This window comes from Ciceribacter sp. RN22 (assembly GCF_024054295.1).
Lineage (GTDB): Bacteria > Pseudomonadota > Alphaproteobacteria > Rhizobiales > Rhizobiaceae > Allorhizobium > Allorhizobium lividum.
The window spans coordinates 939,905-962,497 of the sequence record NZ_JAMXLD010000001.1 but is presented as its reverse complement, the minus strand read 5'-3'; the positions used below and the strand labels follow the sequence as shown (position 1 = coordinate 962,497).

The following is a 22,593-nucleotide window of genomic DNA, read 5'->3' as shown; positions in this document are numbered from 1 at the left end:
GCCCGACATGGCGGCACTCTGCACGACGCGGAAGTAACAACCGAACGGAAATGCGCGCGGCTACGCTCCGCCTCCGGCAGGCGACGGTGCCAGCTCAGGCGGGACGGGAATTCAGGGTGCGGCCGGCGACGGCGCCCGCCTGATCGCTGGCCCCGCCCTGCGGATGCGGTCAGGGCAGCCGGCAGTTGCATGGCGCGGACGCAATTGCGCCCTTCGGCCTTGGCCAGATAGAGCATGGTGTCGGCCGAGGCGAGAAGAAGATCGAGCGGCGCGCCCCCCTCGCCCTTCACCGCCACGCCGATGCTGACGGTGACGGAGAGCGTTCGCCCTTCGAAGGGGATCGACCGCCGCTCGACCGCCTGTCGGAAGGCATCGGCGACGGCGCGTGCCTGTTCGAGCCTCGCTCCCGGGAGGAGGCAGGCGAACTCCTCGCCGCCGAACCGTGCGACGGCGGCGTTTTCCGGCATGTGCCGCCGCAACAGTTCCGCGAACGTCACCAGTACGCGGTCACCGGCCAGATGTCCGTCGGTATCGTTGACCTGCTTGAAGTAATCGAGGTCGCAGACCAGCATCGCGGCCGCTTCAGCCGGTCGCGCAAGCATCTCCTCCGTCTTCGCGATGAAGGAGCGGCGGTTGTCGAGCCCCGTCAGCGCATCGGTTTCCGCCGCGATCTTGTAGCGGCGCTCGGAGCGGTCCTTGGCGAGCATGGCGACCGAGAACATGCCGAACATGTTGGAGAGCGCCGACAGCAGCGACAGGGTTACGAACCAGGCTGCGTAGTGTTCCTGCGCATCGACCGGAGGCGCCACGAAAAGGGCGAAGGGAATGCGCGCGAGCCAGAGCAGCGCGTGGCCGAGATTGATCGCACAGGCGAGAGGGCGGGACGGCAGCGGCTCGCGGAGCCCGCCGCGATAGACCTCCCAGGCGGCAAGCCCGTTGTAGACGCCGAAGACCATGGCGGCAATGACCGCGCGGAACACCGTCGAGTCCTGGAAGAGCGACAGCGGATAGATGGCAAGGCTCAGGAGCGCACCGGCGAAGACCATGAGGTAGTTCGGCCGGCGGTTGTCGAAGGCCGCGAAGGCGCTCCAGAACAAGCCTATACCGACGAAGGCGATCGGAAAACCAAGCCCGGTGGAGAGCCAGAAGGGCAGGACGAGGCGGAGCCCATGCAGGATTGCGCCGACGATTCCCGCGACGCAGGCAAACCCGAGCAAGGCAGAAGCCTTGTTGCTGCGGTCATGCCACCAGATGCCCAGCGATATGACGGCGACGACCAGCGTGCCCAGGGCATAGACGACCATGATGGTCGGAAGATGTAGAAATTGCTCCAATACCGCAATCCGCACTTATGCAAATAAGCGACATTCTGCGCATGATGAATGGAAATTCCGTTAAATCCTCGCCTATGACGGGTAACGGCCTCGAAAATGTGGTCCTGACTAGGCAGAAGAAACGGAACGGTCACGCACTTCGGGGTATTCCGATCAATTCAGGATCTGGAATACCCCGGACCGGGATGTCCACGCCTCAGGCGTGGCGGGTCTTCTCGGCAGCAGCGGCGGCGATGGCCGCGGCGCTGCGGAAATAGTGCTCGGCGTGCTGGTAGTAGTTTTCCGCTTCGATGCGGTCGCCGGAGCGCGCCGTCTCCTGCGCAAGCGCAAGATAGTGCTCGTAGCGGTCCATCGCGGCCTTGGGCGAAGTCGCCGGGCCGCGCGCGCCGCTATTGCGGGCGCGGTTGCCTGCCTGGCTCTTCTGGCGAGGCGCGCGGGTCTGTCGTTTGCTCATTCTTGGTGTTCAGGCCGGTCTCGCCGGCCTCTCCTTGGTGGAAAATTCGTTATGAATGGATCGGCAGGAAGTGTCGCGCCGTCAGTCGATCTGTTCGGCGACGATCGCGCGCATTTCCTCGCGGCTGAAGCGCACGACTGCCGGCCTCCAGGCTGCGGGTCCGGCGATGCGCCTTGCAGCTGCTGTCGCGATCGGCATGCGCCGCGGCGGCGAGACGGTATTCAGGTTCTTGGTTGTCAGTTTTTGTATCTTTTGCATAGGTTTCCTAAGCGGCGGTCCTCAGATCGGACCGGCCGCGATTATTTCTTGGGAAGAGTCTTCAGGCTGCAAGGGAAAGCTCAAGGCTCGTGTTGAGAGCCGATGTCCGATGCGTGCATTCAAGAGGCGCTCTCCCTGGAGCGCCAGCCGCATCAAGCCCGATACCGAACCTATAGATGACTATGCATTGTGTCCGTTTCAAGATGCAGCCGGACGCAACGATACGACGGAGCGTCCGGCCGCGTGCTGATCAGCCGCCGGCGCCTGTCCCGAAGGCGGTGAGGAAGGCGGTAAGATTGTCGGAAAGCGCGTCGCAGAGATAACCGCCCTCCTGGACGATGACGGTCGGCAGGCCGAGGCCGGCGATCGCCTCGCCGATCCTCGAAAAGCCGGGCGTCGTCACCGAAAGCCCGCCGAAGGGATCGCCCTCGAAGGCGTCGAGCCCGAGCGCCACGACGAGCGCATCGGGAGAAAAGGCGCGGATGCGGCGGAAGGCGGCGCCGAGCGCGAGCAGGAACTCCTCGTCGCCGGACTGGCGCGGCAGCGGCAGATTGAGGTTATAGCCGAGCCCGGCCCCTTCCCCGCGTTCGTCCGCATGCCCCCAGAAGAACGGATAGAAGCGCACCGGATCGGCATGGAGCGAGATCGTCAGCACGTCGGAGCGGGCATAGAAGATGCCTTGCGTGCCGTTGCCGTGATGGAGGTCGACGTCGAGGATCACGACGCGCGCCGCCGTCCCGCGCAAATGCTGCGCGGCGACCGCCGAATTGTTGACGAAACAGAAGCCGCCGGCGACATCGGCGAAGGCGTGGTGACCCGGCGGCCGGCAGAGCGCGTAGGCCGCAGGCGCACCGGCGAGCACCGCCTCTGCCGCCTCCACCGCGCTCCAGGCGCTCCAGCACACGCTCTGCCACGTTTCCGCGGAGATCGGACAGGCGGTATCGGCCATGTGGTAGCCGGCCTGCCCGACGGCGGATGCGGGATAGCGCCCGGTGCGGGCAAGCGGATGGATGTTCGGGATCACCTCCTCCGAGGCGCCGGCAATGCGTTGCCAGCGCTCGAAGATATGCTCCAGGAATTCGAGGTACTCGGGCGTGTGAACGGCGGCGATCGGGCCGAGCCCGTGGGCGCGCGGCCGGACGATCTCGCAGCCGGCGGCCTTCGCGCCAAGGAGCAGGCGTTCGACCCGTTCGGGCTGTTCCGGATTGGGGTGCGGCGCGCCGCTCGACAGGAACATCTTCGGGTCGTGCCGCTTCTGCTCGTCGGCGTAGAAGGCTTTCATCGCATTTCCTCGTGTCGGGTTTCGTCGGGACCGGCGAGCGCCAGGAAGGCCTCGCCATAGGCGCCGTGCTCGCGGTCGGTCTGGAGCCAGGCGAGACCCACGCGCTCGTAGAAGCCGTGGGCGGAGACGTTTTCGGTGTCGACGGCAAGTCGCAGGTAGACGCCGCCGCGTTTTCGCGACCAGGAGGCGACCGCGCGCAGGAGGCTTTCGCCGATCCGCCGGCCGCGGAAACGCTCGTCGACGAAAAGGTCCTGCACGTAGACGCCCGGCCGGCCGAGCCAGGTCGAGAAGATCGGGAAGAACAGGCAGAGCCCGGCGAACTCGCCGTCCACCTCGGCGATCAAGCCGGAAAAGGCCGCCTCCGGGCCGAAGCCGTAGCGGCGGAAATCCTCGGCCGTGCTCCGGATCTTCGCCTGCTGGCCGAGATGGCCGGCAAGCGTCAGGATTGCCGCGTGCATCGCCTCGGCATCCTGCGGCTCCGCCGGGCGGATGCGCAGTGCCGCCGCCTCGTTTCCCTCGTCGCTCATGACCTGCCCGTCCTCTTCATGATCCCGTCGCCGCCGGATGATAGCCGCCATCCGTCAAAAGGCCACCGCATCGGCGCCCTTGAGCCCGAGATGGGCGCGCGCCTCGGCTGGGGTGGCGACCTCGAGCGACAGGGCATCGAGAACGGTGCGGATGCGCTCGACCTGCTCGGCATTGCTGCGGGCGAGACGGCCGCGGCCACTGTAGAGGCTGTCCTCCAGCCCGACGCGGACATGGCCGCCCATGGCGGCGGACATGGTGATCATCGGCATCTGGTGGCGGCCGGCGGCCAGCACCGAGAAGCTGTAGTCCGTGCCGAAGAGCTTGTCGGCGATGCGCTTCATATGGGTGAGGTTTTCCGGATCGGCGCCGATGCCGCCGAGCACACCGAAGACGAACTGGATGAACAATCGGCCCGAGACGAGGCCGCGGTCGCGCAGATGGGCGAGCGAGTAGAGATGCCCGACATCGTAGCACTCGAACTCGAAGCGGGTGCCGCAGCCGCGGCCGAGGCGATCGAGGATGAATTCCATGTCCTCGAAGGTGTTCTTGAAGATCGTGCCGCGGGTCGCCTCCAGAAGCTGCGGCTCCCAGGCGTGCTTCCATTCCATCGGTTTGTCGAGGGCGGGAAAGAGCGCGAAGTTCATCGAACCCATGTTGAAGGAAGCCATCTCGGGGCCCGCATCGAGCGCGGGAGCGAGACGCGCTTCGAGCGCCATTAGCGAGGAGCCTCCGGTCGAGATGTTGACCACCGCGTCGGTCGCCTGCCTGATGCGCGGCAGGAATTGCCGGAAGACCGCCGGATCGGCGCTCGGGCGACCGTCCTTCGGATCGCGGGCGTGCAGATGCAGGATCGCCGCGCCGGCCTTAGCCGCGGCGATCGCCTCGGCGGCGATCTCGTCCGGCGTCACCGGCAGGTAGGGCGACATGGTCGGCGTGTGCACCGAGCCGGTGACGGCGCAGGTGATGATCACCTTGTTGCGCATGGGGTCGGTCTTCGTGGTCATCGGCCTCTCCTTCAGCGGTTCACGGGCAGGCCGAGTTCGGCGGCGAGCTCGGCGAGCGTGCTTTCGAGTATGCCGACCATCTCGGCGATCTCTTCCGGCGTGATGATCATCGGCGGGCAGACGAGGAAATGGTCGCCCTCGGTGCCGCCACGGGTGCGCCGCGAATAGATGATGAGGCCGCGCTCATAGGCGATGTCGACCACCCGCTGGTAGGCGTTCATTTCCTTCGGCAGCGGCGCCATCGTCTCGCGGTCGGCGGTGAATTCGGCGGCGAGCAGCAGGCCCTTGCCGCGCACGTCACCGATGAAGGGGAAGCATTCGGCAAGCCCTTCGAGTTCCTGCCGCAGAAGGTTGCCGGCGCGTGTCGCATTGCCGAGCAGGTCGTGGTTCTCGATCTCGTCGAGGACGGCGAGCCCGGCCGCACAGGCGAGCGGATTGCCGGCATAGGTGTAACCGTGGGCGAAGCCGCCGGCATCGAGCACCGGGCGGACGAGGCGCGAGGGGGCGATCATCGCGCCGAGCGGGCAATAGCCGGCGCCGAGCCCCTTGGAGAGCGCGATCAGGTCCGGTTTGCAGTTCCAGTGGTCGCCGCCGAGATATTTGCCCGTGCGGCCCGCCCCGCTCATCACCTCGTCGTGGATCAGCAGGATGCCGTAGCGGTCGCAGATCTCGCGGATGCGCGGATAGTAGCTGTCGGGCGCGGTGAGCGCGCCGGTCGAGGCGCCGCCGATCGGCTCCATGATGAAGGCGAGCACGCTTTCCCGGCCTTCGGCGAGGATCTTCTCCTCCAGCATGTCGGCATATTTCAGCCCGCGCTCCTCCATCGAGAGGTTGTCACGGTCGAGATAGGCGGTCGGCGCCTTGATCTTCGGCATCGCCTGCATCATCGGCAGGAAGGGGGCGGTGAGCGCATCGTAACCGGTGACGGCGAGCGCCCCGAGCGTCGAGCCGTGATAGGAGGGAAAGCGCGAGATCACCTTGTAGCGGCTCGCCTGCCCCACCGCGACGGCCCACTGGCGGGCGAGCTTCAGGCAGGACTCCACCGCCTCCGAGCCGCCGGAGACGAAGAAGACCTTGTCCATGCCCTCCGGCATCAGCCCGGCGAGGCGGCGGGCCAGTTCCTCGGCCGGTTCATTCTCGAAATGCAGGCGGTAGGCGAAGGTCACCTTGTCCATCTGCCGCTTCATCGCATCGAGGACGCGGGGATTGCCGTGGCCGATGTTGACGACCATCGCGCCGCTCGATCCGTCGATGACCTTCCGGCCGGTCTCATCCCAGATGTAGATGCCCTCGGCGTGGCTCGCGAGCGGCCGGCGCAGGCGGCTCTGGTAGAAGAGGTGGGAGGCCGGGCGTCCGGCGGCGGGCTGGTTCGGCATGGGCGTTCCTGTCGGTGGGCGGGACCGGCGGCCGGCAGAGCCACGGTCGGCAGGCACGCATGATTGTCCTTGCCGATGTATTCCGCAAATAGATAATGCAAATGAACATTATAGCTCTGGAGAATGCATGCCGCCCCGCGCCGACAAGCTGGTCTTCGACCTCGACTGGAACCTGCTGCGTACCTTCGTCGTGATTGCCGAGGGCAAGAGCATTACCCGTGCGGCCGAGCGGCTGGCGCTGAAGCAGCCGAGCGTCAGCAACGCGCTGAAGCGACTCGAAGACCGGATCGGGACGCGGCTCGTCGACCGCGACGCCACCCGCTTCGAACTCACCGAGGCAGGCCTGATGCTCTACGAGCAGGCGGTGGAGGTGTTCGGCACGATCTCGCAGCTTCCCGACCTGATGCACGGCATGACCGGGGCGGTAACCGGGCACGTGTCGATCGCGCTTGCGAGCCACGTCGTCTCGCCGCTCTTCGACAGGGCGCTTTCGGGCTTCCACAAGGCCCATCCGCGGGCGAACCTCACCATCTCGGTTGCCGAGAGCCTGGAGGTGGTGCAGCGGGTGCGCGAGCGGCGCGCCTCCTTCGGCATCTGCCTCATGCGCGAGCGCGATCCGGCGCTTTCCTACACCATGGTCTATCGCGAGCATTTCGGCTTCTTCTGCGGCCCCGGCCATCGGCTCTACGGCCGCAAGGACCTGACGCTCGCCGACCTGCGCGAGGAAGCCTCCGTCTCCTTCCAGACCGACAACATCTCCGATGCGCTGCGGCCCGTGGCGCTGCTGCGCAGCGAGGCGAAGCTGCGCGGCAATGTCGTCGGCACCTCCTCCAGCCTCGAAGAGGTGCGCCGGATGATCGTTGCGGGGCTGGGCATCGGGCCGCTGCCGCTGCATGTCGCGCGCCGCGACGTGGACGACGGTTTTCTCTGGCGGCTGCCGCCCTACGACAACCCGCCAGCGGTCGACATCTATCTCGTCACCAATCCGGAAAAGCGGATGAACCGGGCGGAAAAGGCGCTCGTCGAAGAACTGGAGGCCGAGATCGCCGCAACGCCGGTCGAGGCGCGCATCTACGGACCGTGAACGGCCGAAACCCTGCCGGAGGTCAGCCGGCATCCTCCACCATGAGCGCCTCGGCACGGGCGCGGGCGTCCGGATCGAGCGCGATCGCGGCGCGGGCGACGAGGTCGAAGCGGGCGCTCACGGTGCGGGCGCGGGCGTGGAGCACGCCGTCGAGGCTGCCCCGCATCTCCTGCTCGAAGGTGATCGAGGAGCGGCCGACCTTCACCACGTGCGAGCGGATGGTCAAAAGCGCGCCGGGCTTCGTCTCGTGCTTGTACTCGATCTCGGTGCGGACATCCGCCCAGCCCTTGCCGGTATCGTCGGCCGCTTCCGCCCCGGCGATGTGGCCGAGCAGCTGAAAGCTCGCATCGTCGAACATCGCCGCATAGTGGCGGACGTTCATGTGGCCCATGGTGTCGCACATCCACGGATGCGCAACGCCGACGAAGGTGACGATGGAACGCTCGGTCATGATTGTCTCTCCCCCGGTGCCTTGGCCTCCCCCGCGCTTAGCGGAGCAAGGGCGCGGCTGTAAAGCGGCAAGGTGCGGCGGATGGTGAGGACGGGAGAAAAACCGGCCCCGGAAATGAAAAAAGCCCGCTTCCGCGGGCTTTTCGGCTGGTCGGAGTGGCGTGATTCGAACACGCGACCCCCACGTCCCGAACGTGGTGCGCTACCAGACTGCGCTACACTCCGTGACCAGCGGCGCCTCTATAGACCAGCCGTTTTTGTTGCACAAGCGATGTTTTGAAAAAAGCGCAGGGGCAATGCGAAAAAATTGTGACGGCCCGCCGCGACTTCCGGAACGACGCGCGGCGGCAGGCGCCCGGAGCCCTTGTTTTACAGGGGGAGCGTGGCAGGAGAGATACAGACGAGAAAATAAACCGGCCGGCGCATGGAACCGATTTTCTCCGCAGGCAATTGGAGATAAAGCCGCCAAAGGTGAGGTCTGCCGGTGCGGGGGCTGCGCAGAGGCGCGGCCGCCGGCCCCACCGATCGAAGCGAAGGACGGGACAGATGAATTTCCGCGTGATTACAGTGGCTGGCCTCGCGCTGGCCCTTGCCGCATGTACGACAACAGGGGTCGCCAGAAACAGCGTCGAGGCGCGCTGGAACGGGAAGCAGGCCGGCGCCTTCTTCGCCAAGTTCGGCCCGCCGATCAGCGACACGGCCGCCGGCGGCAACACGCTCTACAGCTGGCGCGGTGGCTACAAGACCCGCGTGGTGCCGGCGGTCTATGAAGACCTCAACGGCAAGAAGGGCAAGCTGCTGCAGAGCGCCCGCACCGAATACCTGCGCTGCGAAGTGCAGCTCACGGTCTCCCCGGATTACGTCATCCGTGGCATCCGTACCGTGGTCGACAAGCGCGGCGCCGACGGCAAGAGCTATTGCGAGGAATTCCTGGGCGCCGAATGACGGCGGCGTCGATGGATATGATCCGGAACGGGCTCCTTCGCGGGGCCCGTTTTCGTTTTCGGCCTGTGTTTGCAAGGAGGACGTCGGCCGGGCGGGAAGAATGTGGGCCGAACGGGGAGCGATCAGGGAAGATCGAAGAGCCTCGCTACGCACTACCAATCGCGAGGCAAGGTCCTTATAGCCGCGCCAAGGTTAATTTTTGCCTTATTCAGCAAATGCTTATCGTCAAGAATGCGACGGCCGCCGGAGCGACGCGCATGACGGCAAAGACCGCCAACTTCTGGGAATCCGCGGGCTCTCACCCCCAAAAATCGGGGATTTTCTTGACTTTGTTCATGCTATGTTCCATGTTTTCCATGCAATGACCATGACGTTCAACACCCTCGGCAAGGCCGCCCTCCACCAGATGCTCGTCACCGCAACCTGCCGGCGCTGCGGTCGTCAGGCGAAATTTGTCGCCGAAGACCTCGCCCGCGTCTACGGCAGCCGCCGCGACCCGCACACCCTGCCCTTCAAATGCACCACCTGCGATGCCAAGGACTGCGAAGTCCGGCTGATGAGCCTCCCCTTCGACCGCAAGCCCGACACCATCATCTGGCGGCCGACGAAGGGGCGGAGGTAGGGGGACACAATCGTAATTTTGACATATGCTTGACATATGTTATTGTTGAATTGTTGGCAGGAGACCTTCCATGCGTACCGTTTCCGTATTCCGCAACAACCGGAACCAGGCGATCCGCCTGCCGAAGGATTTCGAGTTTCCGGGGGTGAGTGAACTCACCATCGAAAAACGGGGCGACACGATCCTACTGCGTCCCGTCCGTCCGAGCTGGACCTCCTTCCGTAACGAGCCGCCGGCGGACGCCGACTTCCTGCGCGATCGCCCCGACCTGATCGAGGAGGGGCGCTTCTCTCTGGATGAAGACGAGTCCGGCAAATGAGCATCGTCTATATGCTCGACACCAATATCTGCTCGTTCATCATGCGCGAGCGCCCGGCCTCGGTACTCGAACGGCTTCAGGCTGCCGTCGAGGCGCAGAACAGCATCGTAATCTCGGTCATCACCTATTACGAGATGCTGCTCGGCACGATCGGCCGGAACGCTTCGGCCAGACACGGACCACTCGTCGAGGCGTTTGTCTCGCGCCTGTCCGCCATTTTGCCCTGGGAACGTGGTGCTGCAGAGGAAGCCATGCGCATCCGCAAGGATCTGGAGAGCAGGGGAACCCCGATCGGCGGCAATGACACGATGATCGCCGGACATGCGCTCGCCGCGGAATGCGTGCTGGTGACGAACAACATGCGCGAGTTTTCGCGTGTCACGAGACTGCGTGTTGAGGACTGGGCCGTCTGAGGCCGTTTCGCGAGATGCCAGACTGCATTAAGGGAAACTAGGGAATTGGCTGGGGCGCCTGGATTCGAACCAGGGGATGGCGGTACCAAAAACCGCTGCCTTACCGCTTGGCTACGCCCCAACACGTGCGGATCGTCTCGGCGGGGAGGAAAGCTCCGTCGCCGGCCGTTGCCCCTTAGCAAAAGCGGCATGGCGGGGCAACGGTTTCGTGACAAAAAATCCGGTCCCCCTCCCCGCCGCCTTCGCCGATCAACGGTTTTCATTGCGCTCATCCGAATTTTTCATTGGACGCGGCGCGCGCGCTCCTTAGGGTCCAATCGATACTTCACCGCATCCGAACGAGGAGTGCCCGATGCCCGGCTTTTCCGCCCGCCCGCCTGCCCTGCCGACGATCCTTCTCGACGATGCAGTCGTGCGCGTCACCCGCTGGGATTTCGAGCCCGGCGCGGCGACAGGCCATCACGTGCATGGCCTCGGCTATGTGGTGGTGCCGATGACCGATTGCCACTTTCTCATCGAGGACGCCGCCGGCGAGCGGCGGGTGACGAGTAAGGCCGGCGAGGTCTATCGCCGCGAGGCGGGCGTCGAGCACAACGTCGTCAACGGCGGCGATGCGCCGATGTCCTTCATCGAGATCGAGTACAAATGAGCGAGCCGCGCAACACGCCGAAAAGCCCGGAATTCGACCTCACCTTCGAACCGGCCCACGGCCGGGCGGTGCCGGTCGCCGACGGCGTGGAGCGGATCACCGTCAACAATCCCGGCCCCTTCACCTTCCACGGCACGAATACGTACATCGTCGGCCGTGGCTCTGTCGCGGTGATCGATCCGGGGCCGGAGGACGACGCGCATTTTTCCGCGCTGATGCAGGCGCTCGAGGGCCGCGAGGTCACCCATATCGCCGTCAGTCATACCCACAAGGACCACTCGCCGCTCGCAAGGCGGCTGAAGGCGGCGACCGGGGCGACAATCGTCGCCGAAGGGCCGCACCGCGCGGCACGACCGCTCCATGCCGGCGAGACCAACCCCTTCGCCGAGAGTTCCGACATGGAATTTGCCCCCGACGTCGCGCTTGCCGATGGCGACAGGGTCGAGGGCGATGGCTGGACGCTTTCGGCGATCGCGACCCCCGGCCACACCGCCAACCATCTCGCCTTCGCGCTCGAAGAGAGCGGCATCGTCTTTTCCGCCGATCATGTGATGGCCTGGGCGACGAGCATCGTCGCGCCGCCCGACGGCGCCATGGGCGACTACATGGCCTCGCTCGAAAGACTGCTGTCGCGCGACGACCGCATCTACTTTCCCGGCCATGGCGGGCCGGTGAAGGACCCGTCGGCCTTCCTGCGCGGCCTCCGCACACACCGGAGGATGCGCGAGCGCGCCGTGCTCGAACGCATCCGGGCGGGCGACCGGCTGATCCCCGACATGGTGAAGGCAATCTACCGCGACACCGATCCGCGGCTTCACGGTGCAGCCGCGCTTTCCGTGCTCGCGCATATCGAGGATCTCGTCGAGAAGGGAATCGTCGCGACCGAGGGCCCACCGCGGCTCACCGGCGTCTACACGATCGCCTGAGGTGAAACTGCGCCGTCAGTCGCCGGCCACCCCCAGAAGCTCGGCATCGAGTTCGTGGAGGTAATGTTCGGCGATGAGGTCGCCGATGCCGAGATCATGCGGGCCGTAGCGGCTGGAGACGCGGATGTCGACCAGCGTCGTCTCGGCCTCCTCCCGCAGCCTGATCATCACGTCGAAGACAAGGCCGAGCACCAGCGTGCGCGTCTCCGCCTGGACGCGGGCAGTACCGACAGGCTCCGGCGGCTCGGCGACGGCAAGCTCCTGCGGCGCGGGCCGCGGCAGCGGCACCGGACCGACGTCCGGGATCGTTTCTGCCGGCGCCGTGGCCGGCGCATCCCTGCCCTGCGGCAGCGGCGCGAGCTCCGGCTGAAGAAGCTCGTGGCCGCGCGACGCCGTCACGGTGAGGCCGGTGAGCTCGGCGACCTTCAGCACCGCCTGGTGGACGCGGTCGAGCGCGCCTTCGTAGCGTCGGCCGGTAAGCCCGGGATAGGCGCCTGCCTGCGCCTGCCGCATTGCCGGTGTGACCGGCGGGCGTTCGAGCCATTGCTGCTTCGCCGCCGGCACTGTGATCCATGCCGGTGGATCGACAGGATCGGTCGAGACGTCGTAGAGCATCGGCCGCGTCATGTACTGGAAGGCGGAAAAGGCGACGAGGCCGAGCGGCAGCGCGGCATAGAGGAGCGCCTTCGCCGCCGCGACACCGCCAAGCGCCCCCACCTTCCAGAGCCGCCAGAGGCCGAAGAGCGCGAGCGGCACGGCAAGGGCGGCAGGAACCGCCGAGGCGAGCACGAGCGCCACGAAATCCGGCGTGGTGAGCGGCCCGAAGCGGTGGAGAAGGACGACGAGGACGAGAAGGATGGCGGCCGCACGCCCGAGCCGTCGCGCCAGAAAGGCAGAGCGGGAGACGGGCCGGTCATAGCGAATGGTCATCGATGCGTCACCGGCGCTCGCGAGTTCGGATCAGGTGCTTCCTGTTTATCGTCTCGCCCGGCGGGCGACAAGCGCAGTCAGGGCCGTGACGTATCACCCCCTGGGCCCCCGTCCATCTGGCTGCCGTCGTCGAGCGGCAGTTCCTCGCCGTTGAGAGTCGGCGTCGAGCCGTCGTCGGGGATGATGAGTTGCAGGTCGCCCGGCGGCGCCGGAGGGGCCGCATTTTCCGGCTGCGGCATGTAGAGCGAGCCGAGGACGATGAAGCCGATGACCACGAGCCAGCTTCCGACGATGCGCGAGGGGATCACGAGCCAGGGGCCGCGGAACTGCCGCAGCAGAAGCGCCGGTGCCACGACGAGCCAGAGCGCGCAGAGCACGGTGCCCGTCGTAAAATCGAGAATGCCGATGCCGAGATCGTCGAGGCCGACGAAGAGGGAGAAGGAGAAGGCAACGATCGCCGCCGCGACAGCCGCAGCAAGGACGGCCCAGCGTCCCGGCACCCAGAGTGCCGCCCCGGTGGAGATCACCGCCGCCGGCGCGATCAGGTAAAGCACCTCACCGAGCGGCGAGGCCATGATCCCGCGGAAGATCGGATCGAAGAAGGAGAGCATCACCACCAGAACGGCGAGGAAGGTGAGAAAGATGATGTCCATCCCGCGCGCGCTCGGCGCGACGGCGGCGGCGACCGCAAGGCCGAGCATCGCCAGCACGAGATCGTAGACCGAAAGCGTGAAGAGGAAGCCGAGCTCCAGGAAGCCGTAGTCGTGGGTGATCGCCTGCGAGAGGCCGAGCGCCAGGAAGCCGAGAAGGACGAGCCCGAGCGACCAGCGGAAACCGGCGGTGCGGGTTCTGGCGCGGATCGCAGCAAGGCCGGTGCTCGGCGCCTCAACGAGGGGAAGACCCTGGCGCTGCCTGCGGCGGCGCTCGGCACGCGACAGTGCCGGTTTGGCGTCGCCCGTTGCGCCATGCGTTTTCGAGACCATGCGTCGCCTTGTCCCTTGGACCGGTGTGGAGAATTGTCCATAAATGATGCCGAGGTCATCATTCAAGACCAATGAAAGACGAGAGCGATGAGATCGATCCTGATGCTGAACGCCGTTACCCGGCGCGAGCGCAACGCGGCCACCAGCTTTGTCTTCGACAGCATAAACGCCCGTGGTGGCTGGGTCGATGACGTTCACATGTATTCCAACAAGATGACCAACATCCGGTTCGTGCTGGAGGCGAGGGAGATTGAGCCTCTCCTGGCCGCGCTCGCGGACTACGGCATCCGCCTCGACGCCCCGGCCGGACAGTTCGCGCCGGACGACCACACGGAGAGGAAGGCGACCCTTCAGCTCAGCTTCGTTCACGACGAGCCGGATCTGAGGCGCGAAATCCCCGCCGTTCCGGGCTGACGCAATCAGCCCCTTCGGCCGTTCGCCTTGATCGCGGCCTGGGCGGCGGAGAGTCTGGCGATCGGCACGCGGAAGGGCGAGCAGGAGACGTAGTCGAGGCCGGCGCCTTCGCAGAAGTGGATCGAGGCCGGGTCGCCGCCGTGCTCGCCGCAGATGCCGAGCTTCATGTCGGGCCGCGTCTGGCGACCGCGCTCGGCGGCAATCCGGATCAGTTCGCCCACACCGTCGAAATCGAGCGAGATGAAGGGGTCGTGCTCAATGATGCCCTTGCGCTGGTAGGTGGCGATGAAGGACGAGGCGTCGTCGCGCGAGATCCCGAAGGTCGTCTGCGTCAGGTCGTTGGTGCCGAAGGAAAAGAACTCCGCCACCTCGGCGATGACATGGGCGCGCAGGGCAGCGCGCGGCAGCTCGATCATCGTGCCGACGAGATAGCCGATCTGCAGGCCGGCCTCGGTCATCACCTCCCGGGCGACGCGGTCGATCGAGGCCTTCACGTAGTCGAGCTCGGACTTCAGGCCGACGAGCGGTACCATGATCTCCGGCACGACGGCGGCACCCGTCTCGCGGGCGGCCTCGATCGCGGCCTCGAAGATTGCACGCGCCTGCATCTCGGCGATCTCGGGATAGGAGATCGCAAGGCGGCAACCGCGATGGCCGAGCATGGGGTTGAACTCGTGCAGCGCGTCGACCCGCTGGCGCAGGACCTGCGGCTCGAGACCCATGGCGTCCGCGACCTCGGCGATCTCCTCGTCGGTCTTCGGCAGAAATTCGTGCAGCGGCGGATCGAGAAGACGGATCGTCACCGGCAACCCGTGCATGATCTCGAACAGTTCGGTGAAGTCGGAACGCTGCATCGGCAGGAGCTTGGCGAGCGCGCGGCGGCGGCCCTCCTCGTCGGCGGCGAGGATCATCTCGCGCATCACCTGGATGCGCATGCCCTCGAAGAACATGTGCTCGGTGCGGCAAAGCCCGATGCCTTCCGCGCCGAAGGAGCGCGCCGCGCGCGCATCGGTCGGCGTATCGGCATTGGTGCGCACCGTCATGCGCCGGGTGCGGTCGGCCCAGTCCATGAGCTGGGCGAAATCGCCGGAAAGCTCCGGCTGCAGCATCGGCACCCGGCCCTTCAGCACCTGACCGGTGGAGCCGTCGATGGTGATGACGTCGCCCTTTCCGAGCGTCACGCCGGCGCCGATCAGCACCTCGTTGCGCAGGTCGACGCGCAGGTTGCCGGCGCCCGCGACGCACGGGATGCCCATGCCGCGGGCGACCACCGCCGCGTGGCTGGTCATGCCGCCGCGGGTGGTCAGGATGCCTTCGGCGGCATGCATGCCGTGAATGTCTTCCGGGCTCGTCTCGACGCGCACGAGGATCACCTTGCGGCCCTCTTCCTCGGCGGCGACCGCCTCTTCCGCCGTGAAGACGATCTCGCCGGTCGCGGCCCCCGGCGAGGCCGGGAGGCCGGAGCCGATGACGTCGCGCTCGACGCGCGGATCGATCGTCGGGTGCAAGAGCTGATCGAGCGAGGACGGCTCGATGCGCATTACCGCCTCTTCCTCGCCGATCAGTCCTTCGGCCGCCATGTCGACGGCGATCTTCATCGCCGCCTTCGTCGTGCGCTTGCCGGAGCGGGCCTGCAGCATCCACAGCTTGCCGCGCTCGATGGTGAATTCGAGATCCTGCATGTCGCGGTAGTGCGATTCGAGCTTGTCGCAGATCGAGCGGAACTCGGCGAAGGCCTCGGGCATCACCTTTTCGAGCGAGGGCTTGTCGGAGCCGGATTCGATCCGCGCCGCCTCGGTGATCGACTGCGGGGTGCGGATGCCGGCGACGACGTCCTCGCCCTGGGCATTGACCAGGAACTCGCCGTAGAGCGCCTTCTCGCCGGTCGAGGGATTGCGGGTGAAGGCGACGCCGGTCGCAGACGTCGAACCGAGATTGCCGAAGACCATGGCCTGGACGGTGACGGCGGTCCCCCATTCGGCGGGGATAGCGTGCAGATGACGGTAGGTGATCGCCCGCGGGTTCATCCAGCTCGAAAAGACGGCGCCGATCGCGCCCCAGAGCTGGACCAGCGGATCCTGCGGGAAGGGCTCGCCGAGCTCGTCTTCGATCAGCGCTTTGTAGAGGCCGACGACATGCTGCCATTCGACGGCGGAGAGGTCGGTGTCGAGATCGTGGCCGAGGCGGGCCTTCTCGTCTTCGAGGATCTCCTCGAAGGCCTCGTGGCCGAGGCCCATGACGACGTCGCCGTACATCTGGATGAAGCGGCGGTAGCTATCCCAGGCGAAACGCGCATCGCCGGCATTGTGGCCGAGCGCCTCGACGGTCTCGTCGTTGAGGCCGAGGTTCAGGACCGTGTCCATCATACCGGGCATCGAGGTGCGGGCGCCGGAGCGGACGGAGAGCAGCAGCGGATTGGTGGTATCGCCGAAGCCGCGGCCGGTGATCTCCTCCATGCCCTTCAGGCCGGCGAGCACCTGGGCCTTCATCGCGTCCGGCAGGGTGCGGCCGTTGTCATAATAATAGGAGCAGACGTCGGTGACGATGGTGAGGCCGGGCGGCACCGGCAGGCCGAGGCTCGCCATCTCCGCAAGGTTCGCGCCCTTGCCGCCGAGATGCTCGCGATCGCCCGCGCGACCTTCGGCCTTTCCGTCACCGAAGGTATAGACCCACTTCCTCATGCCCTCTCTCCACCCATAGGCTTTTTCCATCATTTACAGCAATCTAGCCGGATTGGAAACGCCGCCGCCTGCAACTTATGTTGCATTGCATCATAATTGCGGCATGGTCGTGGAGATGTTTCGGACAAGGTGTCAGGCGGCGGTCGATCCCACGTCGCCGTTGCCGGTCCCTCGGCGGTCCCATCCGCCTTGCCGCCTCGTGCCGATGCGGCGCAGGATCGTTTCCACGTTGAAGGCATGGAAGACGAAACCGACCTCATCGAGGCCGCTCGCGCTGCCGATTCCCGAGACGGCGTGAATCAGGGCGTCCGCGTCGACGATGCCGAGATCGTGCAGGCGGCATTCACGGCGCAGATCACGGGTGATACCCCCGGCAGCGGCGGCGAGCGACGTGGTGAGATAAGTCTCGAAATTCTCGCGCAGCGGCACGTCGAGAAAGGCGTCCGGGTAACCGAGATGAGAGAGCATCCGGCGATGCAGCGCCTTTCCGGCACGCCACTCACGCGGCAGGCTGCGATAGAAGCGGACCGACTCCGGCTGGGCGAAGGCGCTGACCGGCCAGAGCCCGTTCTCGGCGAAGAGCGGCGCGCGGGCCGCCTGCGCTTCGAGCACGGAAATCGGCAAGACCGGAAACGGGGCACGCTCGCAACGGCGGGCGTAATCGCCGAAGCTGTTGCGGTAGGTCGGCCTGATCGCCGAGGCGGGCGATTGCGGCAGGTAGGCGTCGCTGACGTTCCTCGCCCATTGCTCGGCGTCCTGCTCGAAGGCATGCAGCATGTGCAATTCATCGCCGCCAGTTCCGGTCGCGATCACGCGCGTGCCCCTTTCGCGCACGAGTGCGGCGATGAGGCCCCGCAAGGGCCGCTGCAGGTCGGCATTGCGCGGAGTCGCCACGTAGTCGCTCGCTTCCGAAAAACCGGACGGGACCATCGCCGTGCGCTCCACCGGCCAGGTCATATCCCGGTAACCGAGACGGGCGATCGCCAGCTCGCGCCTCTCGCGCTGCTGGAATGCCGCAGCGCCGGTAATTTCGAGTGCCGCAGTCACGGGCGGCAACGCGGCCCCGCGCGCGAGTACGCCGGCGATCACCGCCGAATCCATGCCGCCACTGAATTCGGCGGCGACCTCCAGAGCGTCGAGCGGCCAGCGCCGCAGCAGCGCCTCCACGAGATCGGAGGCGACCGCGGGAATGTCCACGTCCTCGCGGACGGGCGTCGGCAGGAAATAAGGTGCAGGTGCAGGGTATTCGACGGTGACTTTGCCGCCCACATCGACGTGCAGGGCGGCGCGCTCCGTCACCATGAAAACGTTGGAAAACAGGGTCGCCGCCGCATAGGGTGGATTGCCGGTGAGGCGAAACGCGGTCCAGGCCGGATCGACGTCGCCTGCGGCCGCATCGGCGTAGAAATCGGCAAAATCCCAGGAGACCTCGATCGCGGATGCCGAGGGGCGGACATAGAGCGGCGCCACGCCGCCATGCCCGGCGTGGACCGTGACCGCCGCACAACGATGGTCGACGACGATCGCCTGCCAGTCGAGCGGCCAGGCCTCCATTATTGTGAGGAAGGCACGCAGTTCGGCCTCACCTGCACCGGATGCGGGGGGAAGGCCCGCCCCTCCGGCCGTAGAGCGCTCACGGCAAAAGAGCACGGAAAGATCCGGCCCCTCCCAGCGGAAGTGCTCGAGCAGCGGATGGGTCATCGCCCGCAGTCTGTCGATCGCCCACCGCTCGCAACCGGCGGCGACCGTCCGTTCAAGTCGTCCGACGAACATGCATCCGGTCTCCGTGCGAGGCGCACCGCCTCAGCCGAATGGCCGCCCCGAAGGGCGGCCACCGACCGGTGTCATACGTCGAGCTTGTCCATGTCGCCCGGCTTTCCGCCCTTGATCATGGCGGAAATCTCGGTCGTCGACGGGGTCTGGCCGATGCGCGGCGCCTTGGCGAAGACGTCGAGTTCAGCGCCGAGCGTTGCCGACGGGCGGGTGGATTTGGTGGTATCCATAGAGCTTCTCCTTTGAGTTGGGACAGGTTTAGGCTCGTCAAGATTGCGCCACCCAATCTAAACACTTATAGATTGCATGTTCATGCTTGCGATGTCAACCGGAGCTGGCAATGCATCCGGAACGAGAATGCGATCAGAAGTCGCCGGCGAGCCGTTCCGCCGGCGTCGGGTCGCCGAAGACCAGATGCCCCTGCCGGGCGTCGTGGATATAAACCGTCACCCGCTTGCCGTCGGCGGAAAAGAGCGCCCGCAGACGGCTTTCGGCGCACCGCCCCGCCTCACAGGCGGAGAAAAGCTGCATCTCCTTGCCGTCGACCGCGGCGCTCTCGGAGGCGAGCGCGATGTATTTGGGGCGGACGACCATGCTACGTATCCAAGACGGAAGCCCGCGACGCCCCCGCAGCAGCGTTTCGAGCGCCTCGCGATGGGGCGCGGACGTGGCGATCACCTGGGGCAAGAAATTGCCGGAAAGGCTTTGGGCCGATTCCTCGGCATGCAGCGGAAAGGCCAGAGCAAAGGCGACGGCCGCAGCCATGGCGGCCGGCCGGAAAGACCTGCGGCATTGCCGGAGCCGACCCGTCACACCGCCTCGCGCTCGCGCAGGGCCTCCGCCGTCTGCAGGTCGACGGAGACGAGCTGGGAGACGCCCTGCTCGGCCATGGTCACACCGAAGAGCCGGTTCATGCGCGCCATGGTGATCGGGTTGTGGGTGATGACGACGAAGCGGGTCTCGGTGGAGGCCGCCATCTCGTCCATCAGGTTGCAGTAGCGCTCGACATTGTGGTCGTCGAGCGGCGCGTCCACCTCGTCCAGCACGCAGATCGGTGCGGGGTTGGTGAGGAAGACGGCAAAGATCAGCGCCATCGCCGTCAGCGCCTGTTCGCCGCCCGAAAGCAGCGTCATCGTCTGCGGCTTCTTGCCCGGCGGGCGGGCGAGGATTTCGAGGCCGGCGTCCAGCGGGTCGTCGCTCTCGATCAGCTGCAGTTCCGCCGTGCCGCCGTTGAAGAGATGCGTGAAGAGGCGCTGGAACTGGGCGTTGACGACGTCGAAGGCGGCGATCAGCCGTTCGCGCCCCTCGCGGTTCAGGCTCTGGATCGCCCCGCGCAGCTTGCGGATCGCGTCGATCACGTCGTCGCGTTCCTTGATGAGCGCGGCGAGCTTTTCCGAAAGCTCCCTCTGCTCCTCGTCGGCGCGCAGGTTGACGGCGCCGAGGCGCTCGCGCTCGATGCGCAGCCGGTCGAGATCGCGCTCGATCGCGCGCAGGTCCGGCAGGCCGTCGCCGGCGTTCCGCCCGGTCAGCCGGAAGGCCTCGTGGGGCTCGACGTTGAGCGCCTGGTGGATGCGCCCCTCAGTCTCCTTGCGGCGCTCGCGCGCCGACATCAGGCGTTCCTCGGCACGTCCACGCTTCTCGCGGCTTTCGGCAAGCTCGGCGAGGGCGGAAACCGCCTTTGCATCGGCCTCGCGCTGGCGGGTCTCGGCTTCTGCGAGCCTGTCGGCGGCGGCCCGGCGGGCGGCTTCCGCCTTGTCGAGCTCGGCGAGCAGCGCACGGCGCTTCTCCTCGAATTCGTCGGGCGCCATTTCGAGCGACATCACCTCTTCGCGGGCCTCGAGCTCGCGGTCGCGCAGGGTGGCGATATGCTCCTCGGCGCTTCTTGCACGGGCGATCCAGGTCGCCCGTTCGTGACCGATCGCGGCGATGCGGCGACGGCGCTGCTCGTTCTCGCGGTCGAGCCCTTCATGGCGGGCGCGGGCCTCGGCGAGCAGGCCGCGGCCGGTCGCCACCTCGAGCTGGCTGAGGCGCAGACGCTCGTCGAGATCGGAAAGGTCCGGCGCATCCTCGAGCTCGATGCGGGCATTCTCTTCCTGCGCGAGAATTTCCTCGACCTGCGCTTTCAGGCCGCTCAACGCCTCCTCGACCACGTCGCGGCGGCGCAGCAGCTCGCCGGAGGCGCGTTCCGCCTGGGCGAGCACGTCGCGGGCCTCCGAAAGGCGCCTGACCGAGAGGCGCTGGGTCTCGCGCGCGGCGGCGAGACTTGCGTCCGCCATGCGGATCGCCTCGACCGCCTCGGCAAGCCTATCTTCCGCCTCGGCGAGCTGGTCGCGGGCCTCGCCGATCTCGGCCTCGATTTCGGCGAGCCGGTTCTTCTGGGCAAGGCGGAGTGCCGCCGCACTCGGCGCCTCGGAGCCGCGGACATGGCCGTCCCAGCGATAGACGGCGCCCTCGCGGGTGACGAGCCGCTGGCCGGGCTGCAGGAGCCCCATCAGGTGGTGTGCCTCGTCGGCCGCGACCACGCCGATCTGGCGCAGGCGCCGCGTCAGCGCCGGCGGTGCCACGACATGGCCGATCAGCGGCACGGCGCCGGGGGGAAGCGCCGGGTCGTCGGTGCCGGCGCCGTTCTCGCTCCAGTGGGCGGGCGCACGCGGATCGGTGGGCGAATCAAGGTCGTCGCCGAGCACCGCCCCGAGCGCCGTCTCGAAACCACGGTCGACGCGCAGCTCCTCGGCGACGGGCGAAAATTCGCCGGAAGCCGCCGCGGAAGCCAGCATTTTGGAAATCGTGCGGGACTCGGTTTCAAGCCCGTTCAGCCGCGCGCGCGCCGCTTCGAGCGGGGTGCGGGCGAGGCCTTCGTCGCGCCGCGCACCGGCAAGGTCGGCCTCCGCCTCGACCACCGCCGCCTCGCAATCGGCGAGCGCCTGTTCGGCGGCATCGACCATTTCCCGCTTCTCGTCCGGATCGGGCAGGCCGGCGACGCGGGCGGCAATGTCGGCGATCTCGCGGGTGGCGTCTTCCACCTGGCGCTGCAGGCGCTGGCGGCGATCGCCGAGTTCGCGGATCGAGCGTTCGAGCTGGGTGCGTCCGGCAGCCGCCTCGGCGCGTTCGGCGGTGAGTGCGGCAGATTGCTTCTCGCTTTCGGCGAGCGTCGCGGCGGCGACCTCGAAGGCCTCGCGCGTCTCCTCGGCATGGCGTCCGGAATCGGCAAGCGCCTCTTCAAGCTCGGCCTGCTCGACGTCGAGCCGTTCGAGGATCGTCGCATTGTCGGCGACGAGCCGCTCCTCGCGGCGGATGTCCTCGTCGAGCTGGGCGAGCCGGCGGGCGAGCTCGTCGCGGCGCTTCAGAAGCCGGCCGGCATCCTCCTCAAGCTGCGAGCGGGCGATCTGCAAGCGCTGCAGCGCGGCGGCGGCTTTGGCCTCTTCCTCGCGCAGCTCGGGCATCTTGAGGCTGGCGATCGCCTGGGCCTTGGCGGCCTCCATCTGCGCCTGCGCCTTTTCCGCGACGATCGAGGTCGCCTGGTTCAGCGCACTTTCAGCCTCCCCTTCCGCCTCCTTGGCCTGCACCCATTGCACATGGAGCAGCATCGCCTCGTTGGCGCGGATGTCGGCCGAGAGCATCTTGAAGCGGTTCGCCTGCCGGGCCTGACGCTTCAGGCTCTCGATCTGGCTTTCGAGCTGGGTAGTGATGTCCTCAAGGCGTTCGAGATTGCCTTCCGCCGCGCGCAGGCGAAGTTCCGCCTCGTGCCGGCGCGAATGCAGGCCGGAAATGCCGGCGGCCTCTTCCAGAAGCTGGCGCCGCGCCTGCGGCTTTGCCTGGATGAGTTCGCCGATCCGCCCCTGCCCGACCATCGAGGGCGAGCGCGCGCCGGTGGAGGCATCGGCAAAGAGAAGCTGAACGTCCTTGGCGCGCGCTTCCTTGCCGTTGATGCGGTAGACCGAACCCTGCTCACGCTCGATGCGGCGCGTCACCTGGATCTCGTCGGCATCGTTGAAGGCGGCCGGCGCGGTGCGGTCGGAATTGTCGAGATGGAGGCCGACTTCGGCCGAATTGCGCGCCGGGCGGTTTCCCGAGCCGGAGAAGATCACGTCGTCCATGCCGGACGCGCGCATGTTCTTGTAGGAGTTTTCGCCCATCACCCATCGCAGCGCCTCGACGAGATTGGACT

General features: G+C 66.8%; 22 protein-coding genes, 2 tRNA genes and 1 pseudogene. 9 read left to right on the top strand and 16 right to left on the bottom strand.

Annotated elements, in window-relative coordinates:
* Nucleotides 1-251 precede the first annotated feature (251 nt).
* A pseudogene (locus NHF53_RS24260) lies at nucleotides 252-707 on the bottom strand (GGDEF domain-containing protein); the annotation flags it as partial.
* An 823-nt stretch (nucleotides 708-1,530) separates the two neighbouring features.
* Entirely contained in the window at nucleotides 1,531-1,788 is a 258-nt protein-coding gene (locus NHF53_RS04765) for a DUF4167 domain-containing protein (protein WP_374591021.1), read from the bottom strand.
* A gap of 55 nt (nucleotides 1,789-1,843) precedes the next feature.
* Here NHF53_RS04765 and NHF53_RS04760 point away from each other — a divergent pair, with 55 nt between their 5' ends.
* A complete protein-coding gene (locus tag NHF53_RS04760; protein ID WP_252833303.1) occupies nucleotides 1,844-2,296 on the top strand; it encodes a hypothetical protein in 453 nt (150 codons plus the stop codon).
* Here the strand turns inward: NHF53_RS04760 and NHF53_RS04755 are convergent, their stop codons facing one another.
* The 4 genes from NHF53_RS04755 to NHF53_RS04740 are packed head-to-tail and all read right to left on the bottom strand — an operon-like array spanning nucleotide 2,297 to nucleotide 6,236.
* Nucleotides 2,297-3,328, bottom strand: a complete 1,032-nt coding sequence (locus tag NHF53_RS04755) for a histone deacetylase family protein (protein ID WP_114364487.1) — start codon at nucleotides 3,326-3,328, stop codon at nucleotides 2,297-2,299.
* Nucleotides 3,325-3,855, bottom strand: a complete 531-nt coding sequence (locus tag NHF53_RS04750) for a GNAT family N-acetyltransferase (RefSeq protein ID WP_252833302.1) — start codon at nucleotides 3,853-3,855, stop codon at nucleotides 3,325-3,327. Before NHF53_RS04750 ends, NHF53_RS04755 begins: the two co-directional genes overlap by 4 nt.
* A gap of 54 nt (nucleotides 3,856-3,909) precedes the next feature.
* Complete coding sequence (locus tag NHF53_RS04745; RefSeq protein ID WP_252833301.1) at nucleotides 3,910-4,860, bottom strand: 3-keto-5-aminohexanoate cleavage protein; 951 nt, start codon at nucleotides 4,858-4,860, stop codon at nucleotides 3,910-3,912.
* An 11-nt stretch (nucleotides 4,861-4,871) separates the two neighbouring features.
* On the bottom strand, nucleotides 4,872-6,236 hold the full coding sequence (locus NHF53_RS04740; RefSeq protein WP_252833300.1) for an aspartate aminotransferase family protein: 1,365 nt from the start codon (nucleotides 6,234-6,236) through the stop codon (nucleotides 4,872-4,874).
* Between the two features lie 127 nt (nucleotides 6,237-6,363).
* Between NHF53_RS04740 and NHF53_RS04735 the strand changes: the two genes are divergently transcribed.
* Entirely contained in the window at nucleotides 6,364-7,320 is a 957-nt protein-coding gene (locus NHF53_RS04735; RefSeq protein WP_252833299.1) for a LysR family transcriptional regulator, read from the top strand.
* 22 nt (nucleotides 7,321-7,342) lie between these two features.
* Here NHF53_RS04735 and NHF53_RS04730 read toward each other — a convergent pair whose 3' ends face one another.
* Nucleotides 7,343-7,771: a thioesterase family protein gene (locus NHF53_RS04730; protein WP_252833298.1), complete on the bottom strand. Its 429-nt coding sequence runs from the start codon at nucleotides 7,769-7,771 to the stop codon at nucleotides 7,343-7,345.
* A 147-nt stretch (nucleotides 7,772-7,918) separates the two neighbouring features.
* A tRNA-Pro gene (locus NHF53_RS04725) sits at nucleotides 7,919-7,995 on the bottom strand.
* A gap of 321 nt (nucleotides 7,996-8,316) precedes the next feature.
* Between NHF53_RS04725 and NHF53_RS04720 the strand changes: the two genes are divergently transcribed.
* The 4 genes from NHF53_RS04720 (at nucleotide 8,317) to NHF53_RS04705 (ending at nucleotide 10,069) form a co-directional block, all read left to right on the top strand.
* Nucleotides 8,317-8,715, top strand: a complete 399-nt coding sequence (locus tag NHF53_RS04720) for a hypothetical protein (protein WP_114364482.1) — start codon at nucleotides 8,317-8,319, stop codon at nucleotides 8,713-8,715.
* Between the two features lie 367 nt (nucleotides 8,716-9,082).
* The gene (locus tag NHF53_RS04715; RefSeq protein ID WP_252833297.1) at nucleotides 9,083-9,337 is read left to right on the top strand and encodes a hypothetical protein; all 255 of its coding nucleotides are present in this window, start codon (nucleotides 9,083-9,085) and stop codon (nucleotides 9,335-9,337) included.
* 70 nt (nucleotides 9,338-9,407) lie between these two features.
* On the top strand, nucleotides 9,408-9,656 hold the full coding sequence (vapB, locus tag NHF53_RS04710) for a type II toxin-antitoxin system VapB family antitoxin (RefSeq protein WP_252833296.1): 249 nt from the start codon (nucleotides 9,408-9,410) through the stop codon (nucleotides 9,654-9,656).
* Nucleotides 9,653-10,069: a type II toxin-antitoxin system VapC family toxin gene (locus NHF53_RS04705; protein ID WP_114364478.1), complete on the top strand. Its 417-nt coding sequence runs from the start codon at nucleotides 9,653-9,655 to the stop codon at nucleotides 10,067-10,069. Before vapB ends, NHF53_RS04705 begins: the two co-directional genes overlap by 4 nt.
* Nucleotides 10,070-10,115: 46 nt before the next feature.
* Here NHF53_RS04705 and NHF53_RS04700 read toward each other — a convergent pair.
* Nucleotides 10,116-10,190 (bottom strand) — tRNA-Gln (locus NHF53_RS04700).
* Nucleotides 10,191-10,421: 231 nt separating this feature from the next.
* On the opposite strand from NHF53_RS04700, the gene NHF53_RS04695 reads away from it, so the two are divergent.
* Nucleotides 10,422-10,718 carry a cupin domain-containing protein gene (locus tag NHF53_RS04695; RefSeq protein ID WP_148157502.1) on the top strand — a complete coding sequence of 99 codons (297 nt, stop codon included), beginning with the start codon at nucleotides 10,422-10,424 and terminating at the stop codon, nucleotides 10,716-10,718.
* Complete coding sequence (locus tag NHF53_RS04690) at nucleotides 10,715-11,644, top strand: MBL fold metallo-hydrolase (protein WP_252833295.1); 930 nt, start codon at nucleotides 10,715-10,717, stop codon at nucleotides 11,642-11,644. The genes NHF53_RS04695 and NHF53_RS04690 overlap by 4 nt, the downstream gene beginning before the upstream one ends.
* Before the next feature lie 15 nt (nucleotides 11,645-11,659).
* On the opposite strand, the gene NHF53_RS04685 is transcribed toward NHF53_RS04690, so the two are convergent.
* Together NHF53_RS04685 and NHF53_RS04680 are read right to left on the bottom strand one after the other, a co-directional pair.
* Nucleotides 11,660-12,574, bottom strand: coding sequence for a DUF1499 domain-containing protein (locus NHF53_RS04685; protein ID WP_252833294.1), 915 nt, complete (start codon nucleotides 12,572-12,574; stop codon nucleotides 11,660-11,662).
* Between the two features lie 77 nt (nucleotides 12,575-12,651).
* Complete coding sequence (locus NHF53_RS04680; RefSeq protein WP_252833293.1) at nucleotides 12,652-13,557, bottom strand: hypothetical protein; 906 nt, start codon at nucleotides 13,555-13,557, stop codon at nucleotides 12,652-12,654.
* A gap of 87 nt (nucleotides 13,558-13,644) precedes the next feature.
* Between NHF53_RS04680 and NHF53_RS04675 the strand changes: the two genes are divergently transcribed.
* Entirely contained in the window at nucleotides 13,645-13,971 is a 327-nt protein-coding gene (locus tag NHF53_RS04675; protein ID WP_252833292.1) for a hypothetical protein, read from the top strand.
* 5 nt (nucleotides 13,972-13,976) lie between these two features.
* On the opposite strand, the gene ppdK is transcribed toward NHF53_RS04675, so the two are convergent.
* The 5 genes from ppdK to NHF53_RS04650 form a co-directional block, all read right to left on the bottom strand.
* The gene (ppdK, locus tag NHF53_RS04670; RefSeq protein WP_252833291.1) at nucleotides 13,977-16,652 is read right to left on the bottom strand and encodes a pyruvate, phosphate dikinase; all 2,676 of its coding nucleotides are present in this window, start codon (nucleotides 16,650-16,652) and stop codon (nucleotides 13,977-13,979) included.
* Between the two features lie 132 nt (nucleotides 16,653-16,784).
* Nucleotides 16,785-18,425, bottom strand: coding sequence for an asparagine synthase-related protein (locus tag NHF53_RS04665; RefSeq protein WP_252833290.1), 1,641 nt, complete (start codon nucleotides 18,423-18,425; stop codon nucleotides 16,785-16,787).
* 71 nt (nucleotides 18,426-18,496) lie between these two features.
* Complete coding sequence (locus tag NHF53_RS04660) at nucleotides 18,497-18,655, bottom strand: hypothetical protein (protein WP_170141914.1); 159 nt, start codon at nucleotides 18,653-18,655, stop codon at nucleotides 18,497-18,499.
* A gap of 133 nt (nucleotides 18,656-18,788) precedes the next feature.
* The gene (locus NHF53_RS04655) at nucleotides 18,789-19,190 is read right to left on the bottom strand and encodes an Ivy family c-type lysozyme inhibitor (RefSeq protein WP_252833289.1); all 402 of its coding nucleotides are present in this window, start codon (nucleotides 19,188-19,190) and stop codon (nucleotides 18,789-18,791) included.
* A 44-nt stretch (nucleotides 19,191-19,234) separates the two neighbouring features.
* A partial coding sequence (locus NHF53_RS04650) for a chromosome segregation SMC family protein (protein WP_252833288.1) occupies nucleotides 19,235-22,593 on the bottom strand: 3,359 nt, incomplete at its 5' end.